Here is a 26810-nt window from a genome sequence, read left to right as displayed (position 1 = left end):
TCATGCGTAGTGTGGTCAAGGGGGCGCCCGGGCGGGCGGCCCGCCTCTCCGGCGAGCACCCGAGTAAGCCCGCGGTCATCACCCCCTTGACCACAAAAAACGCGTCGCCATTGCCCCTCGACGAGGTGCTGATGGGCGACAGCATCCTGGAGCTGTCCAAGCTTCCGGCCCACTCGGTGGACCTCGTGTTCGCCGACCCCCCGTACAATCTGCAGCTTGGTGGCGAGCTGAAGCGCCCGGACGAAAGCCGCGTGGACGCGGTGGACGATGCCTGGGACCAGTTCGAGAGCTTCGCGGCCTATGATGCCTTCAGCCGCGCCTGGCTCATGGCCGCGCGCCGGGTGCTGAAGCCGAACGGCACGCTGTTCGTCATCGGCTCCTACCACAACATCTTCCGTGTCGGCGCCACGTTGCAGGATCTGGGCTACTGGATCCTCAACGACATCATCTGGCGCAAGTCCAATCCCATGCCCAACTTCCGGGGCCGGCGCTTCACCAATGCGCACGAGACCCTGATCTGGGCCGCGCGTGACGCCGATGCCCGCTACACCTTCAATTACGAAGCGCTGAAGGCGGGCAATGAAGACGTGCAGATGCGCTCGGACTGGCTCTTCCCCCTGTGCACCGGCCAGGAGCGGCTGAAGGACGAGAAGGGGCGCAAGCTGCACCCCACGCAGAAGCCGGAAGCCCTGCTCGCCCGCATCCTCATGTCCACCACCAAGCCCGGCGACGTGGTGCTTGACCCCTTCTTCGGCTCCGGCACCACGGGTGCGGTGGCCAAGCGCCTGCGCCGCCATTTCATCGGCATTGAGCGCGAGGAAAGCTACGCCGAGGCGGCCCGGGCGCGCATCGCGGCCATCGAGCCGTTGCCGGAAGACGCCCTGGTTGTTCCGCAGAGTGCGCGGGAGGCGCCGCGCGTGGCCTTCTCCGCTTTGGTGGAGCGCGGCTTCGTCACGCCGGGCGCCGAGCTGACCGATGCCAAGGGCCGCTTCCGCGCCGTAGTGCGCGCCGACGGCACCATTGCCCTGGCCGGCGAGACGCAGAAGGTGGGTTCCATCCACCGCGTCGGCGCCATGGCGCAGGGGGCGGAGGCCTGCAACGGCTGGACCTTCTGGCATGTGGAACAGGATGGCCGCCGCCACCCCATCGACGTGCTCCGCGCCCGCCTGCGCGCAGAAATGGGCATCGCGGCCGAGTAATCAGCCGACGACCCTGATCCCTGCCTGCGGGCCGTGGCTCAGCCGCTTCCCGCGATGCCCGCGTCACCGCTTTCGCGGCGGCCGGTCGGCATGGCCATAGGTCAACACCTTGCGCATCAGCGACGGCAAGGCCTCGTCCTCGAAATGGCGCGGCAGCACGAAGCGCATGCCCGTGGGCGCCTGCGCATCCGCCGGGAGATCGACCCGCCACACCGTCAGCTCCAGCGCGAAATGGGTGAAGACGTGGCGCACCGCGCCCGCGAGCGCGCGCCACTCCCCCTTCAACGGCGCAAAGCGGGCGGGATCCTCGGGAATCACGCCTTCCGATGCTGACCAGGGCGTCGCCGGAACTTCGGTCATCTTCGCGAGCAGTCCGCGTTCCGGCCGGGTGCGCAGCAGCACGGCTCCATCCGCTCGCACGGCAAGGAAGGCGACCGCCGCGCGCTCCGGCTTTTCCGGCCTCCGCGCCTTCACCGGATAGCGCAGCATGGTGCCCTCAGCCCGTGCGCAGCATCCTTCCGAGAGGGGGCAAAGGGGACAGGCTGGCGATTTTGGGGTGCAGATGGTGGCGCCCAGATCCATCATCGCCTGGGCGTGGTCTCCGGGCCTGTCCGCCGGCACCAGCTCCGCCGCCAGCGCCTTGATGAGGGGCTTGGACTTCGGCAGCGCCTCTTCCACCGCGTGGAGACGCGACACCACCCGCTCGATATTTCCATCCACGGGGCTCGCCGGAAGATTGAAGGCGATGGCGGCGATGGCCGCCGCTGTGTAGGGCCCTATACCCGGCAGGTCCAGCAGGGCGGCCTCATCGGCGGGAAAGTGGCCGCCATGGCGCGCCACCACCGCCTTGGCGCAGGCGTGCAGATTGCGGGCGCGCGCATAATAGCCGAGCCCCGCCCACGCCGAGAGCACCTCTTCCAGCGGCGCCGCCGCCAGATGCGCCACCGTGGGCCAGCGCAGAAGGAAGGCGCCGAAATAGGGCACCACCGCCTTCACCGTGGTCTGTTGCAGCATGATCTCCGAAAGGAAGACATGGTACGGGTCGGCCCTGTGCCCCCGTTCTGCGCGCCAGGGCAGGCGGCGGCGGTGGATATCGTACCAGCCCAACAGGGCATCCGGGGCCGGAGCGCCAGCTGGCCTTGCTCCCGTGGGCCTTGTTGCAGTGGGCCTTGTTCCGGTGGCGGAGGCGGGTGAAGATGTCATGGGCGCAAGGTGACCACCTTGATGCGCCGCCGCAAGGGGGCGTCCCGCCTGACCCTGCGTCCGTTCCAGAAGATCCACGCCAGTAGCATGAGCCAGTCGCCCTCCCGCCCCTTCCGCCCCCGCAGCGCGCGCCCGCTCGCCGATTTCGTGGCCCCCACCATTGCCGACGTGTGCGGCAAGGCCGGCTTTTCGGTGGTGGAGGTGGTGACCCATTGGGACGAGATCGTTGGACCCGACCTTGCACCGCGCAGCCTGCCCATGAAGCTGCAATGGGCGCGCGGCAGCGAAACCGAGCCGGCGACACTCGTGGTGCGGGTGGAAGGGGCCTACGCCATCGAGATGCAATATGCGGCCGCGGTGGTAATCGAGCGCATCAACTCCTATTTCGGCTGGCGCTGCGTGGGGCGAATCACGTTGCGCCAGGGGCCCGTTCCCCCGCGCCATGCCCGCCCTCTGGCCATGCCGCCGCCGGAGCCGGGCACCGTCAACGCCGTGCGCCAGGAGATGGCGCGTGAGATCGGCAGCTTCGAAGACGAGGCGCTGGCCACCTCCCTCGCCCGCCTCGGCGCGCTGGTGCGGCGCGAGCGGCGCGGACTGAAACGCGAGTCTTGACCGATCTGTGATCGCGGAGGCATTTGCGGCCATACGCGTGACATGCTAGCGCGCTGCTGTTGGCGCAGGAATTCTCTCCACGCCCCTCGCGCCACCGGCTTCCCCATGGAGACTCCCATGACCTTCGATCGCCGCCGCGTCCTTGCCGGAGCCGGCGCAGCCGCCCTCCTCGCCGGCCTTGGCCTCCCCCTTTCGACCCATGGCGCGCTGGCGCAATCGGTCGACATGGCGAAGGTGATGGCTCCGGCCGCGAGCCCCCTGCCCCCCGAAGTGCTCGGCAGCCCGGACGCTCCCGTGACGGTGGTGGAATATGCCTCCATGACCTGCAGTCACTGCGCGGACTTCCACACCAAAGTGTTCCCGGAGCTGAAGGCGAAGTATATCGACACCGGCAAGGTGCGCTTCATCTTCCGCGAGTTCCCGTTCGATCCGGTTGCCACCGCTGCGTTCATGCTGGCGCGCTGCGCACCCAAGGATAAGTACTTCCCCATGGTCTCGACCCTGTTCGAGACCCAGCGCAGCTGGGCCTACAGCAAGGACCCCGCGGCCGGTCTGCTGGCGGTTGTGCGCCAGACCGGCATGAGCCAGGCCGATTTCGAGAAGTGCCTGAGCGACAAGGACCTGGCCCAGAAGGTCCAGGAAAGCTCCAAGTACGCCAACACCGAGCTGGGTGTGAACGCCACCCCCACTTTCTTCGTCGGCGGCAAGAAGCTCTCCGGCTCTCTCGACATCGCCGAGTGGGACAAGGAACTGGAGCCGCTTCTTTCCAAGAAGTGAGCCCATCAGCCCGCGACATCAAAAAAGGCCCGGAGCTCCGAGCTCCGGGCCTTTTTCATTGGGGCCGGCCTCAACGGCGGGGGGCCACAGCCATCAGCAATCGTGATTTTTCAGCGCCAATAAATTTGCTATCCTCATAATATGATCCGGAATTTCGATCTCGACCTCCTGCGCAGCTTCGTGGCGGTGGCTGAGCTGGGCTCCATTTCCTCTGCGGCGCGCCGGGTGGGGCGCAGCCAGTCGGCCGTGAGCCTGCAGATGGACCGACTGGCCGATTCGCTGGGGTTCGCGGTGCTGGAGCGCAAGGGCCGTGGCGTGGTGCCCACCCTGCGCGGCGGCGCCTTCCTGGAGGATGCCCGCCGGCTGCTGGACCTCAACGACCAGGTGCTGAGCCAGCATGTGCACGGCAGCTTCGCCCAGCCCCTGCGGCTCGGCTTCGTGCAGGATGTGGGTGAAGGGGTGATGCAGCGGATTTTGTCGCGCATCGCCTGCCTGTTCCCGCAGGCGCCCATCACGGTGCGCGTGTGCGCCACCTCGGCGCTGCTGGAGAAGCTGATGGTCGAAGAGCTCGACCTGGTGGTGGGCTTTCGCTACGAGACCGAGCTTCCCTCCACCGTGCTGCTGCGCGAGCCCATGGTGTGGATCGCCTCCCGCCACCTGCGGCTGGACCGCGAGGCACCGGTACCGCTGGTGCTATTTGAGAATCCCTGCATCTGCCGCAACTCCGCCATTGCCGCGCTCAGCGCCGCCGGCCGCAGCTTCCGTGTCGCCTTCACCAGCCCCAGCCTGCCGGGGCTGATGGCCGCTGTCAGCGCCGGGCTGGGCGTGACGGTGCGCTCGCCCCGCTCGCTGCGCCATGACCTCGCGGTGGTGAATGACCTTGGCACCGCGCCCCTTTCCGACATGGAATTCGTGCTCTACGGCCGCTCCGGCACCCGCACGGCGGCGCTGGCGAGGGTCGAGGAAATCCTGTGCGAGGAGATCCGCCGCGAGCATCCGCTCTACGCGGTGGCCTGAGGCAGGAGCGGCTTTTATTCCCTGGCGAGGCGCCGCGCGATCTGTCACCTTGCGCCGCAACAGGACAGGGAAAAGCGGTCATGGTGTTCTGGGTTCCCATTCTCGCTTGGGTTGCGGTTCTTGTCTGTGCGGCAATCGGGGTCGCGCGCGCTTCGGCGCCACGGGGCGTCCGCCTCATTGCGGACCAGCTGTTGCGCTATGCGAACCTGTTTCCGGTGGGCCTGATGGGCCTTTGGGGGGCGCTGGGGCACATTGTGTTCCCGGTCCAGTCCGCCGCCGCCATCGGCTGGGCCAACAGTCCGTTTCAATATGAGGTGGGGGTGGCGAACCTGGGCATCGGCCTTGCCGGCGTCATCGCCGCCATTTGGCCGAACTGGGGCTTTCGCGCGGCGACGGCGGTGATGGTGGCGGCCTTCCTTGGCGGCGCGGCCATCGGCCACCTCGTGCAGATCAGCTCCACGGGCAATCTTGCGGTCGGCAATGCCGGCCCCATTCTCTACACCGACGTGCTGACGCCCCTGGCCCTTATCATCCTGCTCGCTTTGACCTTCCGGCGGGCGCGGGGGTAACGGCGGCGCGGCAGCGAGGCGCGAGCGAGCATGGCTGACGACGAAAGAAACCGCTTTTCGGCCCGCGCCGCGCGCTACGCGAAGGTGGGGGCCAATGTGGGCGGGGTGGCGGCCCGCATCGCCGGCAATCGCCTGCTGGGACGCGGCGACCGCGCCGGCGACAATGCCGCGGCGCTCGCCTCCGCCTTGGGCGGCCTCAAGGGGCCGCTGATGAAGGTGGCCCAACTGATGGCCACCGTGCCCGATCTGCTGCCGCCTGAATACGCCGCCGAACTGCGCCGCCTGCAATCGGACGCCCCGCCCATGGGCTGGTCGTTCGTGAAGCGGCGCATGAGCGCCGAACTGGGCCGCGATTGGGAAAAGCGCTTCGCCCGCTTCGAGCACCAGCCCTCCGCCGCCGCCTCCCTGGGCCAGGTGCACAAGGCGGTGACGCTCGACGGGGAAACGGTGGCCTGCAAGCTCCAGTATCCCGACATGCAGGCGGCGGTGGAAGCCGACCTGAATCAGCTTCAGATCCTGTTTTCCCTGCACCGGCGCATGGATTCCACCCTCGACACGCGCGAAATCGCCAAGGAGATCGGCGAGCGGGTGCGCGAGGAGCTGGACTATAAGCGCGAGGCCCGCCACGCCGCCCTCTACGCCCTGATGCTGAAGGACGAGCCGCGCGTGCGCGTGCCCACCGTGCGGGAGGATTTGTCCACCGGCCGCCTGCTGACCATGCAGTGGCTGGAGGGGGAGAAGATCTTGAACTTCACCCGCCACGCGCAGGCCGATCGCAACGCTTTGGCGCAGGCGCTGTTCGCGGCGTGGTGGCAGCCCTTCAGCCATTTCGGCGTCATCCACGGCGACCCGCACCTGGGGAATTACACCGTCTTCCTCGACGAGGCGGGACATCCGGCGGGCATCAACCTGCTGGACTATGGCTGCATCCGCATCTTCCCGCCGCGGTTCGTGGCGGGGGTGGTGGACCTCTATCGCGGCCTCATCGACGGTGACAATGCGCGCGTGGTTCACGCCTATGAAACCTGGGGCTTCAAGGGCCTCAACAAGGACCTCATCGACGCGCTGAACATCTGGGCCCGCTTCATTTACGGCCCCCTCATGGACGACCGGGTGCGCACCATCGCCGATGGGGTGGCGCCGGGCCAGTATGGCCGCAAGGAAGCCTTCAAGGTTCACACCGAGCTGAAACGCCTAGGACCGGTGACCGTGCCGCGCGAATTCGTGTTCATGGACCGGGCGGCGGTGGGGCTCGGGGCCGTGTTCCTGCACCTGCGCGCGCAGCTCAATTTCCACCGCCTGTTTGAAACCGCCATCGGCGATTTTGATGCGGGCCGCGTCGCGGTGCGCCAGATGGCGGCGCTGGCCGCCGTGGGCCTGCACTAGGGCCGTTTCCGAGCGAAGCGGGAGCCGGCTCGCGTTAAGGAAACACGCACCGTAAAACAGCAGACGGCTTCTGTGCTCCCATGAAAAAACGAAGCGGGCTGAGGGCCTTGCCTCAGAGCGCGCGGCCCTCGATGACCAATCCGCCATCGGGCGTCCGCCGCGCGGGCAGCGGCGCGATCCGCCGGTGCAGATGCACCATGAAGGCGGTGCCGAATACCGGCAAAATGAGGTTCAGCACCGGCACCAGCATGATGGGCGTGATGAGCAGCCCGGCCAGAAACACCTGTGTGGCGTTGGCCTGCCGCACCGCCCGCGCCTCCTCCGGCGTGCGATAGCGCATGGCGGCGAGCTCGAAATATTCGCGGCTGATCAAGTAGGCGTTGGCGACGAAGAAGATGACCACGTTCACGCCCGGCACCAGCAGCAGCAGCAGCGCCCCCAGGTTGACCGCCAGCACCACGCCGAAGAAACGGGCCGAGTAGAGCAGCGAACGCAGCACCGGCTGCGGCACCCCGCGCGGATCATTGGGGTAGCTGTCCGCCTCCACCTTCTCCGCCACCTCGTCCAGGAACAGGCCCGCCACCAGGGAGGACACCGCCGGCACCAGATAGAACACGCCGAACACCAGCCCCAGGCCGGCCACCACCGCCAGCGTGGTTTCCACCCAGGGGTAGGACGGCACATGGACGAAGTGGGTCAGCGCCGCCTCGAGCGCGATGGCGAGCACCACCAGCAGCCCGAGCGCAAGGCCAATGGACCGCAGCAGCACCCCGCGCAGCAAAGGCGAGAAAGTCTGGCGCAGGGCTTCAAGGGCGGCGGCGAGCATGGGGATAGGGCTCCGGTTTCCGGCGACAGTTAAGCGTTCCGCCCCCTCCCCTCAAGGGGCGGCGGCACGGCGCCGCAGGAGCGAGTGAACGTTCACTCTTGTCTTGGGACGACAGAAGCGGCATAACCAGCCCCGGAATGCGAATGAACGTTCACTCACACCCGATGCCCGATCGGCTGGCATCACCCTTTTGAGGAGCGCGAGCGCGTGCCGCTGATGAAATCTTCCCACGCCACGCCGTCCGCCGACGCGCCCGCGCGCCCCACGGACGAGATGGGCGGTAGAGCAGCAGCCTGCCGGGGCACGGACGCCGGGCCCGAAGCCCCGCCTTCCGATCGCCGCGCCCGGCAGCGCAAGCGTATTCTGGCGGCAGCGATGGCCTGTTTCGCCCGTGAAGGCTTCCACGGCGCCTCCATGCAGAAGATCTGCGCCGAGGCGGGCATGAGCGCAGGAGCCTTTTACCGGTATTTCCGCTCCAAGGAAGAGTTGATCGCAGCCATCGTCGCCGATGAGCGCAATGAGCGTCAGCACATCCTCGACGCCCTGGCGCAAGCCCCTTCGGTGCTCGATGCCCTGACCGACTGCCTGCGGATGCTGCTGGTGGAGCAGACGCTGCCCACCGCGCAGCTCGGTCCCGAAATCATGGCCGAGGCCATCCGCAACACCCATCTGCGTGAGATCATCGAGCCCTGCGAGGAGGAAAGCCGCACCCAGCTGCGCGCGGCCCTTGCCGTGGCCACCAGCCGGGGCGAGATCGACCCGGCGCTCGACCTGGACGACGTCATGGTCATGCTCCAGGCGCTGGCCGACGGGCTGATCCTGCAACACCAGCTCCACCCCGCATGGGACCTGCCCCGGCGGCTCGACACGTTCAATCTGCTGGTGCGGCGGATGCTCGCGCCCGCCCCTGCGAAGGGGGATTGAGCCCGTGCCCTGCCGTAGCCGCACATCCCACCGTCACGGGAATGCCGCCGTGACCCGCCAGGGTGTTTTCCATTCTTCCAACGAGGTTCGCTTCACCATGCCCGCCCTTGTCCGCCGCGCCAGCGCACTCGTGTTCGCCCTTGGCCTTGCCGGGCCGGTGTGCGGCGTCATGCCGGCCGCCGCGGAGGATGGAGCGGCCGCCGCCCCTTCCGCCCTCACCGTCTCCGTGCAGCGCCCGCGCAATGAAACCTTGCCGGAAACCCTGCTGGTCACCGGCTCCCTCCTGCCGCGCGAGGAGATCGAGGTCGGGCCCGAGGTGGAGGGCCTGCGGCTGGAACAGATCCTGGCCGAGGCCGGCGACCGCGTGGAAAAGGGACAGGTGCTCGCCCGCCTCTCGCGCGATGTGCTCGATACGCAATTGGCCCAGAACACCGCCAACGCCGCCAAGGCGAAGGCCGCCATAGCCCAGCAGCGCGCCGCGCTCGATCAGGCCCGCGCCCAGCAGACGGAAGCCGCAGCCGCAGTGGACCGCGCCCGCAAGCTGCGCGCCACCGGCACCGCCTCCCAGGAAACCCTGGACGAGCGCGAGCGCGCCGTGAAGGTCACCACCGCCCAGGTGGCCGCCGCCGAGGAGAGCCTTGCCGCGGCAGAAGCCGAGGCGGTGCTCGTCAAGGCCCAGCGCGACGAGATCGAGGTGAAACTCAAGCGGACGGATATTCGCGCGCCGGCGTCCGGCGTCATCCTCTCCCGCGAGGCGCGGGTGGGTGCCATCGCGCTCTCGGCCCGCTCCACGCCCCTGTTCCGCATCGCCCAGGATGGCGCCATCGACCTGGATGCGGAAGTGCCGGAAGGCGCCATGCCGCGCATGAAAACCGGGCTCACTGCGCAGGTGACCCCGGCCGGCTTCGATGGCCCCGTCGAGGGAACGGTGCGGCTGGTGTCGCCGGAGGTGGACAAGGCCTCCCGCCTGGGGCGCATCAAGATCGCCCTGCAAGATGACGCGCGGCTGAAGCCCGGCGCCTATGCCCGCGCCCTTGTCACCCTTGGTGCGCGCGCGGGGCTGGTGGTGCCGCAATCGGCCGTGATGTTCGATGCCGAAGGGGCCTATGTGCTCGTGGTGACGGACGGCACGGTTTCCGAACGGCGCATCACGCCCGCGCTGAAAAGCCGGGGCAGCGTCATGGTGGCCCATGGCCTTTCGGGCAATGAGCTGGTGGTGGCGCGCGCCGGCGGCTTCCTGCGCGAGGGCGATCGGGTCAATCCGGTGGAAGCCCCTCTCTCCGTGGGCGAGGCGCGCTGATGGCTCTCAACGTCTCCGCCTGGGCCATCCGCAAGCCCATTCCCACCGTCGTCCTGTTCGTCATCCTGACCGTGCTCGGCCTGGTGCACTTCCGCACCCTGCCGGTGACGCAGATGCCGAACATCGACGTGCCCATCGTCATGGTCACCATCACCCAGACCGGCGCCGCGCCCAGCGAGCTGGAAACCCAGGTGACCAAGAAGGTGGAGAATTCCATCGCCGGCGTATCCGGGGTGAAGCACATCACCTCCTCCATCTCGGAGGGCACCAGCATCACCACGGTGGAATTCTTCCTGGAAACCAACGTGGACCGCGCGGTGAACGACACCCGCGACGCTGTCACCAAGATCCGTTCGGAGTTGCCGCGCTCCATCGACGAGCCGCTGATTCAGCGGGTGGATATCGAAGGGCTGCCCATCGTCACCTATGCGGTGTCCTCGCCCACCATGACCACGGAGGAGATGTCGTGGTTCGTGGATGACACCATGGCCCGTGCCCTGCAGGGTGTGCGCGGCGTCGCCCAGGTGAAGCGCGAGGGGGGGCTCGACCGGGAAATCCGCATCGCCCTCGATCCGGATCGCCTGATGTCGCTGGGCGTGACGGCGGCCGATGTGAGCCGCCAGCTGCGGGCCACCAATCTCGACGTGTCCGGCGGGCGCGGCGAGGTGGGCACCCAGGAGCAGTCCATCCGCACCCTGGCCGGCGCCAGCACCGTGGAAGAGCTGGCGGATACCCGCATCGCCCTCTCCAACGGCCGCTATGTGCGCCTGAAGGACCTCGGCACCGTCACCGACGGGGCGGCCGAGCCGCGCGTGTTCGCGCGCCTGGATGGCAAGAACGTGGTCGCCTTCGGCGTCTACCGCGCCAAGGGCTTCTCCGACGTCACGGTTTATGACCGGGTGCAGGACGAGCTCCAGCATCTGCGGGCCCAGCACCCCGATGTGACGATCTCGGAGATCGACACTACGGTGCGCTACACCAAGTCGGACTACGAATCCGCCATGCAAACCCTCATCGAGGGGGCGATCCTGGCGGTGATCGTGGTGTTCATCTTCCTGCGCGACTGGCGGGCCACCATCATCACCACGCTGGCCATTCCGCTGTCCATCCTGCCCACCTTCTCGCTGATGGACATGCTGGGCTTCTCGCTGAACGGCGTGAGCCTTCTGGCCATCACCCTCGTCACCGGCATCCTGGTGGATGACGCCATCGTCGAGATCGAGAACATCGTGCGCCACATGCGGCAGGGCAAATCCCCCTATCGCGCGGCCATCGAGGCGGCCGACGAAATCGGCCTAGCGGTGGTGGCCACCACCCTCACCATCGTTGCCGTGTTCGCACCCGTGTCGTTCATGGGCGGCATTGCGGGGCAGTATTTCAAGCAGTTCGGCCTCACGGTGGCCATCGCGGTGCTGTTCTCGCTGGCCGTGGCGCGGCTGGTGACGCCGCTGCTCGCCGCCTATTTCCTGCGCGATACCGGGCGCCGGCATGAGGGCGACGGGCGGGTGATGCACGTCTATATGCGCCTTTTGGGCTGGTCGCTGCGCCACCGCTTCCTCACCATCGCCATGGGGCTCGGCATCTTCATCGGCACCATCTTCCTGTCGACGCTGCTACCCTCCGGCTTCCTGCCCAACAACGACATTTCCCGTTCCATGGTCTCCATCGAGCTGCCGCCGGGCACCACGCTGGCGGAGACGCAGGCGGTGTCGGACCGCATCACCCGCTTGCTGCTGGATCGGCCCGAGGTGGCCAATGTCTACGCCACCGCCGGGTCAGGCGGGTCGGGCGGGCTCGCCATGCTGGCGGGCGAGGTGCGCAAGGCGCAGATCGTCATCAACCTGAAGCCCCGCGCCGAGCGCGAGATGGACCAGAAGACGTTCGAGGCCTCCCTCAACGCCCCCCTCGCGGCCATCCCGGACATGCGCTTCACCTGGAGCTCGAATGGGCAGGCCGCGCAGCGCGGCTTCCAGATGGTGCTTTCCGGCAACGACGGCGACGCGGTGGAGAAGGCCGCTTTGGCGCTGGAAAAGGAGATGCGCCACGACGTGCCGGTGCTGACCAACGTGGTCTCCTCCGCCGCGCTCGACCGGCCGGAAATCCGCATCGTGCCCAAGCTCGATGAGGCGTCGGAGCTGGGCGTGTCGGTGGACACCATCGCGGAGACGGTGCGCATTGCCACCATCGGCGACATTTCCGCCAACCTTGCGAAGTTCTCCGCCAAGGATCGGCAGATCGACATTCGCGTGCAGCTCGACGAGAAGGCGCGCACCAGCCTGTCCACCTTCGATGCGCTGAAGGTGCCCACCGCCAGCGGCGGGGCCGTGCCACTCTCGGCCGTGGCGGATGTGCAGTTTGGCCAGGGCCCCACTGCCCTCGACCGCTACGACCGGGCCCGCCGCATCGCGGTGGAAGCGGACCTCGTGGGCGACACACCGCTGGGCACCGCCGTGGACGCGGTGAAGGCCCTGCCCGCAGCCCGCAGCCTGCCCCCCGGCGTGACGCTGAAGGAAGCAGGCGATGCCGAGATCATGGGCGAGGTGTTCTCCGGCTTCGCGCTCGCCATGGCGGCGGGGCTCATGCTGGTGCTGGCGGTGCTGGTGCTGCTGTTCCACGACATCCTGCAGCCCATCACCATTCTCATCTCGCTGCCGCTGTCGGTGGGCGGCGCCTTCATCGCGCTGCTGCTCACTGGCAATTCCATCTCCTTGCCGGTGGTCATCGGCTTCCTGATGCTCATGGGCATCGTGACGAAAAACGCCATCCTGCTGGTGGATTTCGCCATTGAATCCATGAAGCACGGGGCCGACCGGCTGACGGCGCTGATGGAAGCGGGCCACAAGCGCGCCCAACCCATCGTGATGACCACCATCGCCATGGCCGCCGGCATGTTGCCGTCCGCTTTGGCGCTGGGCGAGGGCGGCGGCTTCCGCGCGCCCATGGCCATCGCGGTCATCGGCGGCCTCATCACCTCCACCGTGCTGTCACTGGTGTTCGTCCCCGCCGTGTTCACGGTGATGGACGATCTGAGCCGGATGCTGGGCCGCCTGTTCGGCCGCTTCGTGGGCGAGAAGGACGAGCCCGAAGACCCCACCGGCCACGGCTCACACGGCGCACACGGCTCGGCCCATCCGGCGCAGTAGCCCCGGCGCACACCCGCGCGATTGCGGCTCGCCCTTAGAGCCCTTTTGCCCGGTATGGCCGCCGCCGGCCGTGAAGAACTCGTGTTAAATCAAGGGCGCAGAGCGGCTGCTGAATGCAGTGAGAGCAGGAGATGCTCTCGCCTCCCGCGCCGATCGGGGCGCGAACGCGGTCGGTCGGCCACGGGCCTGCTGAACAGTGGCGGCAATCAGCGGGGCCGTCGGCCTAAGCCGGCTGCTCGCAGCTCATCTCCGTGCGGCGCGCCTTGGTGCCGTCCGGCTACGCCCGCGCCACCCATCCACTCCATGGGCCGCTTGCGCGGGCAATCGCGCGCAGGGGCGTGGATCAGGCCGCCTCGGCGCACAGGCCGCGCAACAGCACATCGGCGCTTTCGCCGGCCAGTAGCGCCACGTTGGAATCCTTGGTGATCATGGCCGCGACGATGGCGCCATCGATCAAAAGGCCCAATTGATGGGCAAGACCATGGGGGTCACGGGCGCCCGCCTCGCGCGCGAGGTCGGTCAATGTGTCCAGCACGACTTTCTTATGATTGAGCGCAATCTGGCGCATGCGGTCGTCGCGCTTATCGGTCTCGGCCACCGCATTGATGAAGGGGCAGCCGAAGAAGTGGTCGTCGTTGAACCACTCCCGCAGAATGGGGAACACCCGGCGCAGGCGCGCGAGGGGCGCTGCCTCACCTTTCAGCAGCTCGCCTATGAACCAGTCACGCCAAGCCGCCCCCTCCTTCTCCAGCACGGCTTCCACCAGCCGTTCCTTGGAGCCGAACGTCTTATAAAGCGTCGCCTTGGCCGTGGAGGCCTCCGCGACCACCGCATCCACCCCCACGGCGGTGATGCCGTACTGGCAGAACAGGCGCGTGGCGGCGGCGATGATGCGCTCGCGCGCCTTGGGTTCCGCGCCGTCGCCGCCCTCGGCAAAGGCGCGCCCGTGCGGATTTCTGGGAGCCGACAGCGCCGGCTCGGAAAGGCTGGCGGGAGAGGTTTTGGACTGACGCGCCATCTTCGTCTTCGCTCTTTTCTGAAGCAGATCCTGCAACGGGTCTCACCAGTGTGCCGCAATTGCAGGCAAAAAGACAGACCGTTCTGACTACACATAGCAGGGATCATGCCGAAACAAAGCCGGCGAATCCCGACGGGAATGTAGGCCACATCTGGCCTTGAGGCGATTATCCGAAAACATCGCGCCCTTCGGCTCCACTTGGCACGCGGCTTGTATAAGACAGACCGGTCTGTCTGTTCAGGCGCACCAAGGAGATTGAGATGTCTGCACCCGCCCCCAACACCGTGCTCACCGGCTGCCTGGCGCCGGAGGCCGCCACGGGCTGCCTCGCCCCCATCAACAAGGATGGGCTCAACCAGCTGATCGAGGCCGGCAAGGCCAATCCGAACGTCATCAAGACCTTGAAGTGCAAGACGGTTGCGGAAGGCCGCTTCCGGCATGCCAACTATATCCGCAGCCTGCCCCCCTACATCGTCGACGAGCCCCCGGGCCTGCTGGGCGACGACACCGCGCCGAACCCCTCCGAGGCGTCGCTCGCCGCCCTCGGCTCCTGCATCGCCGTGGGCCTGCACGCCAATGCCATCCATCGCGGCTGGACCGTGCGCAAGCTGGAGCTGCACCTGGAAGGTGACCTGAACATCACCGCCGTGTGGGGCACGGGCGACGTGAGCGAGAAGCCGGTGGGCTTCACCGACGTGCGCATCAAGGTGGAAATGGAGTGTGATGGCGTGCCGAAGGAAGAGATCGACGCCCTCATCGCCCATGTGAAGAAGTGGTCGCCCGTGGCCAACACCTTCACCCGCCCGGTGAACCTGGAAGTGGGCCTGGCCTGAGCCGCAGCGTTCGCTCCCACCGCTGACGACGATCGACGCGCCCGGCACGGGGCCGGGCGCGCGCCCTTCCCGCCTTCGAGGACCGACATGCTCGCCGCCACCGCAACTCCCGCTGAAACCGCTCCCGCCGCATCCGCGCTGCAGCCGCAGGCGGCGCTCGCCGAGATCGGCAAGATCGCGTCCGGCGACCTTGCGGCCTGGGCGCGTGCCATCGACGAAGGCACCTATCCCACCACGCTGCTGCACAACCTCGCTGATGCCGGCGCCTTCCGCCTGCACCTGAACGAGGGCCACAAGCTGGGCGACACCATCGAGGGCATGTCCCTGGTGTCACAGCAGTGCGTGTCCACCGGCTTCATGGCTTGGTGCCAGAACACACTGGTCTGGTACCTCATCAATTCCGAGAACCCCGCCCCGCGCGAGAAGTATCTCGCCGCCGCCGCCAACGGTCAGATCCTCGGCGGCACCGCCCTCTCCAACCCCATGAAGTCCTTCTATGACATCGAAGGGCTGAAGCTGAAGGGTAAGCGGGTCGAAGGCGGCTACACGGTCAAGGGTATCCTGCCGTGGGTGTCCAATCTTGGGCCGGACCATTTCTTTGGCGGCATTTTTTCCGTGGAAGGCCGCGACACGCCGGTGATGGCGCTGTTCGACTGCGCCGACCCGGCCATCACCCTCAAGCCCTGCGAGCGCTTCCTTTCCATGGACGGCACCGGCACCTATGGCGTGCAGGTGCGCGACATGTTCGTGCCCGACGAGATGGTGCTGGCGGACAACGCCATGCCGTTTGTGAAGAAGATGCGTGGCGGCTTCATCATGCTCCAGGCCGGCATGGCCGTGGGCCTCATTCGCGACTGCATCGCGCTGATGCGCGAGGTGGAAGGCCCGCTCGGCCACGTCAACCGCTTCCTGGAAGTGCAGCCCAGCCAGATGGCGGAGACGCTGGCCGCCATCGAGACTGAAGTGGCGACACTTGCGGCCGACCCCTTCGACACCTCCGACGCCTATTGGCGGCGCGTGGTCTCCGCCCGCCTGCTGGCCGGTGAAGTGAGCGTCCAGGCGGCCCATAACGCCATGCTCCATTGCGGCGCGCGCGGCTATGTAGCGGCCCACCGCTGCCAGCGGCGCCTGCGCGAGGCCTATTTCGTGGCCATCGTCACGCCCGCCACCAAGCAGCTTCGCCTGATGCTGGACCAGATGCCGGCCTGACGCCGGCATCCTCCAGTGTCCAACACCGGACGAGGACGCGAAGCCCTCGCCGAACAACAAGATGGCAAAGCCATCACACCTTCCAGCGCGTCTCGGTTCAGCTTGTTTCCAGAGGGGATTACCATGAGCGGAGTCCTGATTACGCCGTCTGAACTGTCCAGCCTCCTGTCGTCCGCGCCCACGGTGCTGATCGACACCCGTGATGCGGCAAGCTATGCGGCCGGCCACATCCCCGGCGCCGTAAACCTCAACGAGATCTTCACCTATCTCGCCACTTCGACCCCCGAAGGCTATGCGGAGCTGAAGAAGAAGTTCGCCGATGCCTTCGGCAAGGCCGGTCTTTCCGGCAATGAGACGGCCGTCATCTACGAACAGTCCATGGCTTCCGGCTTCGGCCAGTCCTGCCGCGGCTATTTCCTGCTCACCTTCCTGGGCTACCCCAAGATCAAGGTGCTGCACGGCGGCTTCGAAGCCTGGACCGCCGCCGGCCTGCCCGTGACCACCGAAGTGCCGAGCCCGCCGTCAGTCACCTTCCCCATGACCGATGACGCCGGCGACCTCATCATCGACGCGGCAGCCATGCTCGATGCGGTTTCGGACCCGGCCGTGGCCAAGCTCGACGTGCGCGATGTGGATGAGTGGATCGGCGAGAGCTCCTCGCCCTATGGCAAGGATTTCTGCCCCCGCAAGGGCCGCATTCCCGGCGCCGTGTGGATCGAGTGGTACCGCATGATGAAGCCCACGGCCGAAGGTCCGCGCTTCAAGTCGGCACCCGAGATCTTGGCCGAGTGCGCCACCGTGGGCATCTCCCCGGAAACGCCGGTCTATCTCTACTGCTTCAAGGGCGCGCGCGCGTCCAACACCTTCCTGGCCCTGAAGGAAGCGGGTGTGAAGGATGTGAAGATGTATTTCGGCTCGTGGAACGAATGGTCCCGCGACCCGGCCTTGCCCATCGAGGAGGGGCATCCGGCGGCCGCACGCTGAGGGATCTCCCGCCGGGGGCTTCGCGCGCCCCTTGCCCACGGCCACGACCGGGCGCAGCCTCCGACGTGGCCGGCATGGAGCGAACGCAGCAAGCCCCGGCGGGCCGATCCTTCAGCGTCCCCATCCGTCGCGCGGAGCGCCGCGCGGCGCCGATGCGATGCCTCCCTTTCCTGAACACCGGAGACACCCCATGAGCGCGCCCCTTGTCATCGTCGGAGCCGGCCAGGCCGCGGCCCAGGCCATCGCCTCCCTGCGCACGGAAGGCTTTGCCGGCGATATCGTGCTCTATGGCGACGAGCCCTATCTGCCCTATCAGCGCCCGCCTCTGTCGAAGGCCTATCTCGGCGACGAGCTGAGTGAGGACCGGCTGGAGCTGAAGGCTCCGAAATTCTATGCGGACAGCGGCGTGGCCGTGCACCTGCGCACCCGCGTCGCCCGCCTGCTGCTGGCCGAGAAGGCGGTGGAGCTGGCCGATGGCGCGCGCCAGCCCTATTCCACCCTGCTCATCGCCACCGGCACCCGCGCCCGTGAGCTGCCCGTGCCCGGCGCCGACCTGCCGGGCGTCTATTCCATCCGCTCCATCGACGATGTGAAGCGCTTCCGTGCCGCCGCCGTGCCGGGCGCGCGCCTCGTCATCATCGGCGGCGGCTATATCGGCCTGGAAGTGGCCGCCAAGGCGAAGAAGCTCGGGCTCGACGTGACCCTGGTGGAAGGCCAGCCGCGGCTGCTCGCCCGCGTCGCCTGCGCCACCATCTCCAATTTCGCGCTGGCCCTGCATGAGGGCCACGGCGTCACCATCCTCACCGGCATGGGCGTGGCGCGGCTCGCCGGCACCGACCATGTGAGCGGCGTGGAGCTGGCCGACGGGCGCGTGCTGCCGGCCGATCTCGTGCTGTCCGCCGTGGGCGCCCTGCCCAATGCCGAGCTTGCCGCCGAAGCGGGCATTGCCCTCGACAATGGCATCCGCGTCGATGCCCAGACCCGCACCAGCATTCCCGATGTGTACGCAGTGGGTGATGTCGCATCCTTCCCCAGTGCGCTTTATGGGCGCCGGGTGCGCCTGGAATCCGTGCAGAACGCCATCGATCAGGCAAAGGCGGCGGCAAAAGCCATCACCGGCGGCAGCGTCAGCTACGATCCCGTGCCGTGGTTCTGGTCTGATCAATATGATGTGAAGCTGCAGATTGCCGGCCTCATCGACGGCTTCACCCGCACCGAGTGCGAGGGCGATATCTCAGCCGCGCGCTTCGCAGTGCGCTATTTCGCGGGGGACCGGCTGATTGCCGTGTGCTCCATCAACGATCCCAAGAGCCACATGCTGGCCCGCCGCGCGCTGGCGACCCCCATGCCCCAGGCCGCGCCCTCCCCCGCTTAAGCACCCTAACGTCAGCTTCTGGCACGCGCATTGCGAAGCGTGCGCCGCTTTCCCTGTTTCTGCCCGCAAGGAGATCTGTCGATGTCGATGTTCTCGAACCCGTTTTCAACGAAGTCGAAACTGTCCGGGCGTTGCGCCTGCGGGCAGCATGACAGCGCGGAGGCCCATCTGGCGGCCGAGCGGGCGGGGAGCCTCGACGACGAGTCCCGCTACAAGGAAGTGGTCGCCTCCGGCCTCATGCGCGCCCTGTTCCCGCAGGACGTGAAGCGCCGCGCCTTCCTGAAGGCGGTGGGCGCCTCCACGGCCGCCGCGGCCCTCGGCACCTTCTTCCCGCTCGATGCCGCCACCGAGGCCTTCGCCGATACCGGCAAGCCGGAGAAGACCGACCTGAAGGTGGGCTTCATCCCGATCACCTGCGCCACTCCCATCATCATGGCGCACCCCATGGGCTTCTATAAGAAGCACGGCCTCAACGTGGACGTGGTGAAGACCGCGGGCTGGGCCGTGGTGCGCGACAAGACCATCAACAAGGAATACGACGCCGCCCACATGCTGGCACCCATGCCGCTGGCCATCTCCCAGGGCCTGGGCTCCAACCCCATTCCGTTCGTCACCGCAGCCATCGAGAACATCAACGGCCAGTCCTTCACCCTTGGCATCAAGCACAAGGACAAGATGGACGTGAAGTCGTGGAAGGGCCTGAAGTTCGCCATTCCGTATGACTTCTCCATGCACAACTATCTGCTGCGCTATCTGCTGGCGGAAAACGGCATCGATCCGGACAATGACGTGCAGCTGCGCGTGGTGCCGCCGCCGGAGATGGTGGCCAACCTGCGCGCGGAGAACATCGACGGCTTCCTGGCGCCCGGCAACGTGGCCCAGCGCGCGGTCTATGACGGCGTGGGCTTCATCCACTCGCTGTCGAAGTCCATGTGGGATGGGCATCCGTGCTGCGCCTTCGCCGCCAGCCGCGAATTCATCACCACCATGCCGAATACTTACGCGGCACTGCTGCGCGCCATCGTGGACGCCACCGGCTATGCCTCCAAGGCCGAGAACCGCAAGGCCATCGCCGAGGCCATCGCCCCGGCCGCCTATCTCAACCAGCCGCCGATCGTGCTGGAGCAGGTGCTGGTGGGCAAGTACGCCAACGGCCTCGGCCAGATCAAGGACGACCCGAACCGCATCGATTTCGATCCCTTCCCGTGGGAAAGCTTCGCGGTGTGGATGCTCACCCAGATGAAGCGCTGGGGCCAGGTGAAGGGCGAGGTGGATTACCAGGGCATCGCCAACCAGGTGTTCCTGGCCACCGACGCCGCCAAGGTGATGAAGGAAATGGGCCTGACCCCGCCCGCCACCACCACCAAGAGCTTCTCGGTCATGGGCAAGCTGTTCGATCCCGCCAAGCCCGAGGCGTATCTGAACTCCTTCGCCATCAAGCGGAGCTGAGCCATGAAGAGCCTCGGCGTGCGCGCCGGCATCCTGTCGGTGGTCCTGTTCCTCGCCTTCTGCCTTGTCTGGCAGATCGCCGTCACCCCGAGCGCGAGCTCGGGGCCGGCCCTCGACCCGGAATATGCGAAGCTGATGGGCATCACCACGGCCGGGTCCCAATCCGCCATGCCGGGGCCGCTGGAGGTGATGCAGAAGCTCTGGGTCGCCCTCTCGGACCCGTTCTATGACAACGGCCCCAACGACAAGGGGCTGGGCCTCCAGCTCCTCTATTCCATCGGCCGCGTGGCCATCGGCTATGGCCTCGCGGTGCTGGTGGCGGTGCCGCTGGGCTTCCTCATCGGCATGTCGCCGCTGGCCTATCGGGCGCTGGATCCGTTCATCCAGGTGCTGAAGCCCATCTCGCCCTTGGCCTGGATGCCGCTTGCCCTTTACACCATCAAGGATTCCAACCTCTCGGCCATCTTCGTCATCTTCATCTGCTCGGTGTGGCCCATGCTGCTGAACACGGCGTTCGGCGTCGGCTCGGTGCGCAAGGAGTGGCTGAACGTGGCGCGCACCCTGGAGGTGGGGGCCTGGCGGCGGGCGTTCACGGTGATCCTGCCGGCGGCGGCGCCCACCATCCTCACCGGCATGCGCATTTCCATCGGCATCGCCTGGCTCGTCATCGTGGCGGCCGAGATGCTCGTGGGTGGCACCGGCATTGGATATTTCGTGTGGAACGAGTGGAACAACCTGTCCATCTCCAACGTGATCGTCGGCATCCTGATGATCGGCGTGGTGGGCATGGTCCTCGATCTGATCCTGGCGCGCCTCCAGCGGCGCGTGACCTTCCCGGAGTGAGCGCCATGGCAGAGATCGACACCAAGACCGCCGTCCCGGCCGACCCGAAGTTCATTTCCATCGAGGGCATCGCCCGGCGCTATCCCAAGCGCGAGGGCGGGGTCACCACCATCTTTGAGAATCTCTGGCTCCAGGTGCCGCGCGGCGAGTTCGTGTGCATCATCGGCCACTCGGGATGCGGCAAGACCTCCGTTCTCAACATTCTGGCGGGGCTTGAGGCCCCGTCCGAGGGCGCGGTGATCGTGGACGGGCAGGCCATTTCCGGCCCCAGCCTCGACCGCGCGGTGATCTTCCAGGGCCATGCCCTCCTGCCGTGGCGCAGCGTGCTCGGCAATGTCGCCTATGCGGTCTCCTCCCGCTGGCGCAAGGCCGGAAAGACCGAGGTGGAGGAGCGCTCGCGCCGCTTCATCGAGCTGGTGGGCCTCAAGGGCAGCGAGCAGAAGAAGCCGGCCGAGCTCTCCGGCGGCATGCGCCAGCGCGTGGGCATCGCCCGGGCGCTGTCCATCGAGCCGAAGATCCTGCTGATGGACGAGCCCTTCTCCGCCCTCGATGCGCTCACCCGCGGCACACTGCAGGACGAGGTGCGGCGCATCTGCCTTTCCACCGGCCAGACTGTGGTCATGATCACCCACGATGTGGACGAGGCCATCTACCTCGCCGACAAGATCGTGCTGATGACCAACGGCCCCGAGGCCATGGTCGCGGAGGTGGTTGACAATCCGCTGCCCAAGGACCGCGCCCGCGACAGCATCCATCGCCACGAGGACTATTACACGGTGCGCAACCACCTGGTGGACTTCCTGGTGAGCCGCAGCCGCACCTTCCGCGATGACAAGCCTGCCGGCTACGACACCCGCCGCCCGCCCACTGTCCGGCTGGGCAGCGCGGCCAAGGTCGCGGACGCCGCCAACACCATTCCCTTCCCCGCCGCCGCCAACGGACGCGACTGACGGCAAGCCCCACTCCAGCCGGCCGACGGGCGCCCGCGCCCGCCGACCCTGGCGAACTCACGACACGATCGAAGTGTGGAGATGAAAAATGAAGCGTGAACAGCTCACCGAGAAGATTCTCGACATCAAGCGCGAAAAGGGTTGGAGCTGGAAGTATATCTGCGAAGAGATCGGCGGCATTTCCCCGATCCTCATCACCGGCGCCCTGCTGGGCCAGATGAAGCTGGTGAAGCCCCTGGCCAAGAAGGCCGCCACCCTGTTCGGCCTCTCCGAGACCGAAGAGAAGATGCTGAACGAGGTGCCCATGCGCGGCACGCCCATGCCGCCCACCGACCCGCTCATCTATCGCTTCTACGAGCTGATCCTGGTGAACGGCCCGGCCATCAAGGCGCTGATTGAGGATGAGTTCGGCGACGGCATCATGTCCGCCATCGACTTCGACATGGACATCTCGCGCCAGGCCAATGAGAAGGGCGACCGCGTGGGCATCACCATGTCCGGCAAGTTCCTGCCCTACAAGTATTACGGCGCTGAGCAGGGCATTCCCTCCCTCGGCTACAAGGAAGACTGAGGCCCCACGCCCGGCGGCCCAGCGCGTCCGGCACCTTCGCTGCGCCACTGACCAGCCAGCCAGGGGCTCATCGCCCGAAACATCGAGGCGATGGGCCCCAAGACAGGGAGCCAGAAGGCAAGGGGCCCCGAGACAAGGCGGCAACACCCCGCGCCGCACCCAAGAAAAAAGGCGCCACCCTTTCGGGAGGCGCCTTTTCTATTCAGCCGTCGAGAGCTGGCGGATCACTCCGCCGCTTCGACCGCCACCGGGCCACGGGCAAGCCGATCGCGCTTCAGAAGCTCGGCCACCAGGAAGGCGGTCTCGATGGACTGCTCCGCATTGAGGCGCGGGTCGCAATAGGTGTGGTAGCGATCGCGCAGATCCTCGTCGGAAATGGCGCGGGCGCCGCCGGTGCACTCGGTCACGTCCTTGCCGGTCATCTCCAGGTGCACGCCGCCGGGATGGGTGCCCTCGGCCGCATGCACGTCGAAGAAGGCGCGGATTTCCGCCTGCACCCGCTCGAACGGGCGGGTCTTGTAGCCCGACGCGGCCTTGATGGTGTTGCCGTGCATGGGATCGCACGACCACACCACCGTGCGGCCTTCCTTCTCCACCGCCCGCACAAGCGCCGGCAGGTGGTCGCCCACCTTGTCCGCGCCGAAGCGGCAGATGAGGGTGATGCGGCCGGCCTCATTGTCGGGCTGCAGGATATCCAGCAGGCGAATGAGACCGTCCGGCGTGAGCGAGGGACCGCACTTGATGCCGATCGGGTTGTGGATGCCGCGGAAATACTCCACGTGGGCATGGTCCGGCTGGCGGGTCCGATCGCCGATCCACAGCATGTGACCGGACGTGGCGTACCAGTCGCCGGAGGTGGAATCCACGCGGGTGAGGGCCTGTTCGTAGCCCAGCAGGAGCGCCTCGTGGCTCGTGAAGAAATCCGTCGAGCTCAATTCCGGATGGCTCTTGGGATCGATCCCGCAGGCGCGCATGAAGTCCAGCGCCTCCGTGATCCGGTTCGCCAGTTCCTGGTAACGGGAGGACTGGGGCGAATCCTTCACGAACCCCAGCATCCAAGCATGGGCATTGGCGAGGTTCGCATAGCCGCCATTGGCGAAGGCGCGCAGCAGGTTCAGCGTCGCCGCCGCCTGCCGGTAGGCTTCGAGCTGGCGGCGCGGATCAGGCACGCGCGCGGCTTCCGTGAAGGCGAGATCATTGACGATATCGCCGCGGTAGCTGGGCAAAGTCACCCCACCCACGGTCTCGTTGTCCGAGGACCGCGGCTTGGCGAACTGACCGGCGATGCGCCCCACCTTCACCACCGGCACCGAGCCGGCGAAGGTGAGCACCACGGACATCTGCAGGAACACCCGGAAGAAATCGCGGATGTTGTCTGCGTTGTGTTCCTCGAAGCTCTCGGCGCAGTCGCCGCCTTGGAGCAGGAAAGCCTCGCCCTTGGCCACTCGGGCAAGTTCGGCCTTCAGCTTGCGGGCCTCACCAGCGAAAACCAGCGGCGGGTAGGAGGCAAGCTTGGCCTCCACCTCGGAGAGCAGCGCCTTGTCCGGATAATCCGGCATTTGGACGCCTGGATAAAATCGCCAGCTCTCCGGACGCCAGCCTTCGGCGCGGCGAGACATCTCGGCGCCAGGGACGGGTGCGGATTGCGGGCGGGTCATCATTTGACTCTCCATGAGGTTGCCGGCCTGGGACCGTTCCCGACCGGACCCGGACTGGCGTTCCTCTTGTGTTCGCCCAGCCGGAAGCGGGCTTATACATGAACACCGTGGCTTGCAAAAGGCGAGCGCCGTCCGTTGAGGCCATGTGGCGACGCTGCATCGCATTCGCAAGACCGCAGCGCGGAGATGGAAGGTCGCCGCGCGCCCCCTTCTCTTCCCATCGGCCATCCCCTATGAGTGCGCACCGTGCGGCTCCCCCTCCTGTCCGCCGCGCCTTTTCACGCGTGTCTGTTGCGGGACACCTCACCCCTCGAGTGCGCCATGTCCCAGGCCCCCGCGTCTACGTCGAAATCCACACCCGGATTCATCGAATTCGTTACCCTGATTGCCCTGATGATGGGGCTCACGGCTTTTTCGATCGATAACCTGCTGCCCGCCTTCGGCTCCATCCGCGAGCATTTCGCGCTGGCCAACGAAAACGACGTACAGCTGACGGTCTATGCCTATCTCCTCGGCATTGGCGCGGCGCAGATCGTCTATGGCCCTTGGTCGGATGTGGTGGGCCGGCGCCCGGTGCTGATGGTGGGTCTCGCCATCTATCTCGTCGCCGGGCTGGTGGCGCTGGTCACTGATTCCTTTTCCACCCTGATTCTGGCGCGCGTGATCCAGGGCGCCGGGGCCGGCGCCGCGCGGGTGCTGGCGGTCGCCATCGTGCGCGACCGGTTCGAGGGGCGCGAGATGGCGCGCATCATGTCCCTCACCATGATGGTGTTCCTGGCGGTGCCGATCCTCGCGCCGGCGGCAGGCAGCCTCATTCTGGCGCTGGGGTCGTGGCGGCTGATCTTCGTCGCCATGGTCGCCCTCACGCTGGTGCTCGCCTTGTGGTTCGGCCTGCGGATGCCGGAGACGCTGCATCCGGAATACCGCATGTCGTTCTCGCCCCGCGCCATCCTGGCCGGCATGACCCTCTGCATCACCACCCGCCGGTCGCTGGGCTATGCCACCGCGATGGGGCTGATGATGGGCTGCCTCATGACCTATGTGGGCTCCGCCTCCCAGGTGTTCCAGACCGATGTTTATCAGCTCGGAACCCTGTTTCCGGTGGTGTTCGCGGGGGTGGCGGTCGTCATGGCCCTCGCCTCCTTCCTGAATGCGACGCTGGTTCGCCGCGTCGGCATGCGGCGGCTGTCCCACGGCGGACTGCTCGGGTTCCTGCTGGCATCCGTGGGGCTGGTGGCCGCCGGCCTCGGCTTTGAGGGCAAGCCGCCGTTCTGGATGTTCTGCGCGCTCGTCGCGCTCGGCCAATTCCTGTTCGCGCTCACGGTGCCGAACTTCAACTCCATCGCCATGGAACCTCTCGGCTCCGTTGCCGGCACGGCCTCGTCCTTCATCGGCTGCTACACCACGCTCATGGCGGCGCTGCTGGCGCTCGCCGCCGGCCGCGCCTTCGATGGCACGGTGCTGCCGCTGAGCCTCACCTACCTCACCTTGAGCGTGCTGGCAGTGCTGGCGACCCTGTGGGCCGAGCACGGGAGATTGTTCGGCCACCAGCCTTAGGCGGCCCGGCCACATTTAATGTAAGTGGCAATAAAATGAATTATTGACGTGGGCGCGGATTTCGCGATAGTTAGACTATCATGAAATATGCGAACGCGCCTTCCCCCGTGCCCGACGCTGAGGATGCTCCCGCGAAGCGGGGCTACAAGCAGGGCGCCCGCGCGCGCTCGGCCGAGCAGACCGCCGAACGCATCCTCGACGCTTTTGCCCACCGCATTCGGGATGATTGGTTCGATCAGGTCACCCTTGACCAGATCGCCCGTGACGCCGGCGTCACCGTGCCCACCGTGGTGCGTCGCTTCGGCGGCAAAGAGGGCCTGCTCGATGCCGTGCAGAAGCGCCTCGCCACCGAGATCACCGAGCGGCGGCGGATCGCACCCGGCGACATTGCCCACGCGCTCGCCATCCTCATGGAAGACTACGAGGCCACCGGCGATCTGGTGATGCGGGTCCTGGCCCAGGAAGAGCGCCACGCGCCCTTCAAGAGCATGGCCGATATCGGGCGCGTCTTTCATCGCAACTGGCTCTCGAGCGTGTTCGCCCCTTGGCTGGAAGGCCTGCCGGACGCCGCGCGCCAGGCCCGGCTCGACGCCCTCGTGGTGGCCTCCGACATCTATGTCTGGAAGCTCGCGCGCCGCGACATGGGGCGGTCGCGGGCCGAAACCCTGACCCTCTTTCACACCCTGGTTGAAGCCATCATCGGCACCGCCGCCGAGGCCTCCATCGCCCGTCCGCAGGAGCCCCGCAATGTCTGACGGCCCCCCGAAATCATTTCTGATCGCCACCTTTGAGGGTGGCGGCGCCGTTCCGCCCTTCATTGAGCTGGCCCGCCGGCTGGTGGAGCGGGGGCACAGCGTGCGGCTGATGAGCGATGCCTGCAATCGGGTGGAAGCCCTCGCCTCCGGTGCCCGCTTCGCCCCCTGGACGCGCGCGCCCTCCAAGATTGCCCGGGCCCGGGAGTTCGACCATTTCCACGATTGGGCGGCGGCCACGCCCTTCGAGGGCATCAAAGCCGTGTTCGATGCCCAGCTGACGGGCCCTGCCCTCGCCTTTGCCCAGGACGTCACGGCCGAACTCGCCCGTGAGCCCGCCGACCTCGTGGTGTCAAACGAGATGCTGTTCGGCGTGCAGCTCGGCTGCGAGGCGTTGAGGCAGAACATGGTTCTGCTGGGCGTGAACATCAATCTGTTCCCGCCGGCAGGCGTGCCGCCCATGGGGCCGGGCCTGATGCGCGCGCGCCGCCGAGGAGGCCGCGGAGCATGAGGCCATCCGCGCGGAAATCCGCCAGGCACTCGATACCGGCGGCCTGCCCGCCCTCCATAGCGCCCGCGAGAGCCTCGGGCTTGCGCCGCTCGCGACGCTGGCGCAGCAGCACGACGCCGGGCGCGCCCTGCTGCTGGCCACCAG

24 protein-coding genes are annotated in these 26810 nt (G+C 67.1%); 20 read left to right on the top strand and 4 right to left on the bottom strand.

Annotated elements, in window-relative coordinates:
* Positions 1-2: 2 nt before the first annotated feature.
* Positions 3-1199 (top strand): site-specific DNA-methyltransferase, encoded by a 1197-nt coding sequence (locus L0966_RS02135; protein WP_304945413.1) that lies wholly within the window; start codon positions 3-5, stop codon positions 1197-1199.
* Positions 1200-1262: 63 nt separating this feature from the next.
* Here the strand turns inward: L0966_RS02135 and mutY are convergent, their stop codons facing one another.
* On the bottom strand, positions 1263-2402 hold the full coding sequence (mutY, locus tag L0966_RS02130; protein WP_370640597.1) for an A/G-specific adenine glycosylase: 1140 nt from the start codon (positions 2400-2402) through the stop codon (positions 1263-1265).
* 21 nt (positions 2403-2423) lie between these two features.
* Between mutY and L0966_RS02125 the strand changes: the two genes are divergently transcribed.
* The 5 genes from L0966_RS02125 (at position 2424) to L0966_RS02105 (ending at position 6763) form a co-directional block, all read left to right on the top strand.
* Complete coding sequence (locus L0966_RS02125) at positions 2424-3014, top strand: DUF721 domain-containing protein (RefSeq protein WP_234050199.1); 591 nt, start codon at positions 2424-2426, stop codon at positions 3012-3014.
* A 117-nt stretch (positions 3015-3131) separates the two neighbouring features.
* Entirely contained in the window at positions 3132-3791 is a 660-nt protein-coding gene (locus tag L0966_RS02120) for a DsbA family protein (RefSeq protein WP_234050198.1), read from the top strand.
* 141 nt (positions 3792-3932) lie between these two features.
* Positions 3933-4808, top strand: coding sequence for a LysR substrate-binding domain-containing protein (locus L0966_RS02115; RefSeq protein WP_234050197.1), 876 nt, complete (start codon positions 3933-3935; stop codon positions 4806-4808).
* Positions 4809-4888: 80 nt separating this feature from the next.
* Positions 4889-5377: a DUF6790 family protein gene (locus L0966_RS02110; RefSeq protein WP_370640596.1), complete on the top strand. Its 489-nt coding sequence runs from the start codon at positions 4889-4891 to the stop codon at positions 5375-5377.
* Between the two features lie 30 nt (positions 5378-5407).
* The gene (locus tag L0966_RS02105; protein WP_234050195.1) at positions 5408-6763 is read left to right on the top strand and encodes an AarF/ABC1/UbiB kinase family protein; all 1356 of its coding nucleotides are present in this window, start codon (positions 5408-5410) and stop codon (positions 6761-6763) included.
* A gap of 112 nt (positions 6764-6875) precedes the next feature.
* On the opposite strand, the gene L0966_RS02100 is transcribed toward L0966_RS02105, so the two are convergent.
* A complete protein-coding gene (locus L0966_RS02100) occupies positions 6876-7589 on the bottom strand; it encodes a sulfate transporter family protein (RefSeq protein ID WP_234050194.1) in 714 nt (237 codons plus the stop codon).
* 216 nt (positions 7590-7805) lie between these two features.
* Between L0966_RS02100 and L0966_RS02095 the strand changes: the two genes are divergently transcribed.
* The 3 genes from L0966_RS02095 to L0966_RS02085 all read left to right on the top strand — a co-directional run bounded on the left by L0966_RS02095 (position 7806) and on the right by L0966_RS02085 (position 12956).
* Positions 7806-8513, top strand: a complete 708-nt coding sequence (locus L0966_RS02095) for a TetR/AcrR family transcriptional regulator (protein WP_234050797.1) — start codon at positions 7806-7808, stop codon at positions 8511-8513.
* A 97-nt stretch (positions 8514-8610) separates the two neighbouring features.
* The gene (locus tag L0966_RS02090) at positions 8611-9813 is read left to right on the top strand and encodes an efflux RND transporter periplasmic adaptor subunit (RefSeq protein WP_234050193.1); all 1203 of its coding nucleotides are present in this window, start codon (positions 8611-8613) and stop codon (positions 9811-9813) included.
* Positions 9813-12956, top strand: a complete 3144-nt coding sequence (locus tag L0966_RS02085; RefSeq protein WP_234050192.1) for an efflux RND transporter permease subunit — start codon at positions 9813-9815, stop codon at positions 12954-12956. Before L0966_RS02090 ends, L0966_RS02085 begins: the two co-directional genes overlap by 1 nt.
* Positions 12957-13299: 343 nt before the next feature.
* On the opposite strand, the gene L0966_RS02080 is transcribed toward L0966_RS02085, so the two are convergent.
* On the bottom strand, positions 13300-13974 hold the full coding sequence (locus L0966_RS02080) for a TetR/AcrR family transcriptional regulator (RefSeq protein ID WP_234050191.1): 675 nt from the start codon (positions 13972-13974) through the stop codon (positions 13300-13302).
* 260 nt (positions 13975-14234) lie between these two features.
* Between L0966_RS02080 and L0966_RS02075 the strand changes: the two genes are divergently transcribed.
* The 8 genes from L0966_RS02075 to cynS all read left to right on the top strand — a co-directional run bounded on the left by L0966_RS02075 (position 14235) and on the right by cynS (position 22188).
* Complete coding sequence (locus tag L0966_RS02075) at positions 14235-14807, top strand: OsmC family protein (RefSeq protein ID WP_234050190.1); 573 nt, start codon at positions 14235-14237, stop codon at positions 14805-14807.
* Between the two features lie 87 nt (positions 14808-14894).
* Entirely contained in the window at positions 14895-16016 is a 1122-nt protein-coding gene (locus tag L0966_RS02070) for an acyl-CoA dehydrogenase family protein (RefSeq protein WP_234050189.1), read from the top strand.
* Positions 16017-16139: 123 nt separating this feature from the next.
* Complete coding sequence (locus tag L0966_RS02065; RefSeq protein WP_234050188.1) at positions 16140-17000, top strand: sulfurtransferase; 861 nt, start codon at positions 16140-16142, stop codon at positions 16998-17000.
* 190 nt (positions 17001-17190) lie between these two features.
* A complete protein-coding gene (locus L0966_RS02060) occupies positions 17191-18375 on the top strand; it encodes an NAD(P)/FAD-dependent oxidoreductase (protein ID WP_234050187.1) in 1185 nt (394 codons plus the stop codon).
* Positions 18376-18456: 81 nt separating this feature from the next.
* Complete coding sequence (locus L0966_RS02055; protein WP_234050186.1) at positions 18457-19824, top strand: CmpA/NrtA family ABC transporter substrate-binding protein; 1368 nt, start codon at positions 18457-18459, stop codon at positions 19822-19824.
* 3 nt (positions 19825-19827) lie between these two features.
* Positions 19828-20667, top strand: coding sequence for a nitrate ABC transporter permease (ntrB, locus tag L0966_RS02050; RefSeq protein ID WP_234050185.1), 840 nt, complete (start codon positions 19828-19830; stop codon positions 20665-20667).
* Positions 20668-20672: 5 nt separating this feature from the next.
* On the top strand, positions 20673-21617 hold the full coding sequence (locus L0966_RS02045; protein ID WP_234050184.1) for an ABC transporter ATP-binding protein: 945 nt from the start codon (positions 20673-20675) through the stop codon (positions 21615-21617).
* An 88-nt stretch (positions 21618-21705) separates the two neighbouring features.
* On the top strand, positions 21706-22188 hold the full coding sequence (cynS, locus tag L0966_RS02040; protein ID WP_234050183.1) for a cyanase: 483 nt from the start codon (positions 21706-21708) through the stop codon (positions 22186-22188).
* A gap of 224 nt (positions 22189-22412) precedes the next feature.
* On the opposite strand, the gene L0966_RS02035 is transcribed toward cynS, so the two are convergent.
* Positions 22413-23807, bottom strand: a complete 1395-nt coding sequence (locus L0966_RS02035; protein WP_234050796.1) for a class II 3-deoxy-7-phosphoheptulonate synthase — start codon at positions 23805-23807, stop codon at positions 22413-22415.
* A gap of 360 nt (positions 23808-24167) precedes the next feature.
* Between L0966_RS02035 and L0966_RS02030 the strand changes: the two genes are divergently transcribed.
* From L0966_RS02030 to L0966_RS02020, 3 genes are all read left to right on the top strand, one after another.
* Positions 24168-25403, top strand: coding sequence for a multidrug effflux MFS transporter (locus L0966_RS02030; RefSeq protein WP_234050182.1), 1236 nt, complete (start codon positions 24168-24170; stop codon positions 25401-25403).
* Positions 25404-25483: 80 nt separating this feature from the next.
* Positions 25484-26158, top strand: a complete 675-nt coding sequence (locus tag L0966_RS02025; protein WP_234050181.1) for a TetR/AcrR family transcriptional regulator — start codon at positions 25484-25486, stop codon at positions 26156-26158.
* Positions 26151-26666, top strand: a complete 516-nt coding sequence (locus tag L0966_RS02020; protein ID WP_234050180.1) for a hypothetical protein — start codon at positions 26151-26153, stop codon at positions 26664-26666. Before L0966_RS02025 ends, L0966_RS02020 begins: the two co-directional genes overlap by 8 nt.
* Positions 26667-26810: the final 144 nt, after the last annotated feature.

This window comes from Xanthobacter sp. NM-59 (assembly GCF_021401125.1).
GTDB lineage: Bacteria > Pseudomonadota > Alphaproteobacteria > Rhizobiales > Xanthobacteraceae > Xanthobacter.
This window is presented reverse-complemented; position numbering and strand designations above follow the sequence as displayed.

Coding starts and splice junctions, on each gene's coding strand:
- L0966_RS02135 (WP_304945413.1), top strand. CDS start 3: ATGCGTAGTGTGGTCAAGGGGGCGCCCGGGCGGGCGGCCCGCCTCTCC.
- mutY (WP_370640597.1), bottom strand. CDS start 2,402: ATGACATCTTCACCCGCCTCCGCCACCGGAACAAGGCCCACTGCAACA.
- L0966_RS02125 (WP_234050199.1), top strand. CDS start 2,424: ATGCGCCGCCGCAAGGGGGCGTCCCGCCTGACCCTGCGTCCGTTCCAG.
- L0966_RS02120 (WP_234050198.1), top strand. CDS start 3,132: ATGACCTTCGATCGCCGCCGCGTCCTTGCCGGAGCCGGCGCAGCCGCC.
- L0966_RS02115 (WP_234050197.1), top strand. CDS start 3,933: ATGATCCGGAATTTCGATCTCGACCTCCTGCGCAGCTTCGTGGCGGTG.
- L0966_RS02110 (WP_370640596.1), top strand. CDS start 4,889: ATGGTGTTCTGGGTTCCCATTCTCGCTTGGGTTGCGGTTCTTGTCTGT.
- L0966_RS02105 (WP_234050195.1), top strand. CDS start 5,408: ATGGCTGACGACGAAAGAAACCGCTTTTCGGCCCGCGCCGCGCGCTAC.
- L0966_RS02100 (WP_234050194.1), bottom strand. CDS start 7,589: ATGCTCGCCGCCGCCCTTGAAGCCCTGCGCCAGACTTTCTCGCCTTTG.
- L0966_RS02095 (WP_234050797.1), top strand. CDS start 7,806: ATGAAATCTTCCCACGCCACGCCGTCCGCCGACGCGCCCGCGCGCCCC.
- L0966_RS02090 (WP_234050193.1), top strand. CDS start 8,611: ATGCCCGCCCTTGTCCGCCGCGCCAGCGCACTCGTGTTCGCCCTTGGC.
- L0966_RS02085 (WP_234050192.1), top strand. CDS start 9,813: ATGGCTCTCAACGTCTCCGCCTGGGCCATCCGCAAGCCCATTCCCACC.
- L0966_RS02080 (WP_234050191.1), bottom strand. CDS start 13,974: ATGGCGCGTCAGTCCAAAACCTCTCCCGCCAGCCTTTCCGAGCCGGCG.
- L0966_RS02075 (WP_234050190.1), top strand. CDS start 14,235: ATGTCTGCACCCGCCCCCAACACCGTGCTCACCGGCTGCCTGGCGCCG.
- L0966_RS02070 (WP_234050189.1), top strand. CDS start 14,895: ATGCTCGCCGCCACCGCAACTCCCGCTGAAACCGCTCCCGCCGCATCC.
- L0966_RS02065 (WP_234050188.1), top strand. CDS start 16,140: ATGAGCGGAGTCCTGATTACGCCGTCTGAACTGTCCAGCCTCCTGTCG.
- L0966_RS02060 (WP_234050187.1), top strand. CDS start 17,191: ATGAGCGCGCCCCTTGTCATCGTCGGAGCCGGCCAGGCCGCGGCCCAG.
- L0966_RS02055 (WP_234050186.1), top strand. CDS start 18,457: ATGTCGATGTTCTCGAACCCGTTTTCAACGAAGTCGAAACTGTCCGGG.
- ntrB (WP_234050185.1), top strand. CDS start 19,828: ATGAAGAGCCTCGGCGTGCGCGCCGGCATCCTGTCGGTGGTCCTGTTC.
- L0966_RS02045 (WP_234050184.1), top strand. CDS start 20,673: ATGGCAGAGATCGACACCAAGACCGCCGTCCCGGCCGACCCGAAGTTC.
- cynS (WP_234050183.1), top strand. CDS start 21,706: ATGAAGCGTGAACAGCTCACCGAGAAGATTCTCGACATCAAGCGCGAA.
- L0966_RS02035 (WP_234050796.1), bottom strand. CDS start 23,807: ATGTCTCGCCGCGCCGAAGGCTGGCGTCCGGAGAGCTGGCGATTTTAT.
- L0966_RS02030 (WP_234050182.1), top strand. CDS start 24,168: ATGTCCCAGGCCCCCGCGTCTACGTCGAAATCCACACCCGGATTCATC.
- L0966_RS02025 (WP_234050181.1), top strand. CDS start 25,484: ATGAAATATGCGAACGCGCCTTCCCCCGTGCCCGACGCTGAGGATGCT.
- L0966_RS02020 (WP_234050180.1), top strand. CDS start 26,151: ATGTCTGACGGCCCCCCGAAATCATTTCTGATCGCCACCTTTGAGGGT.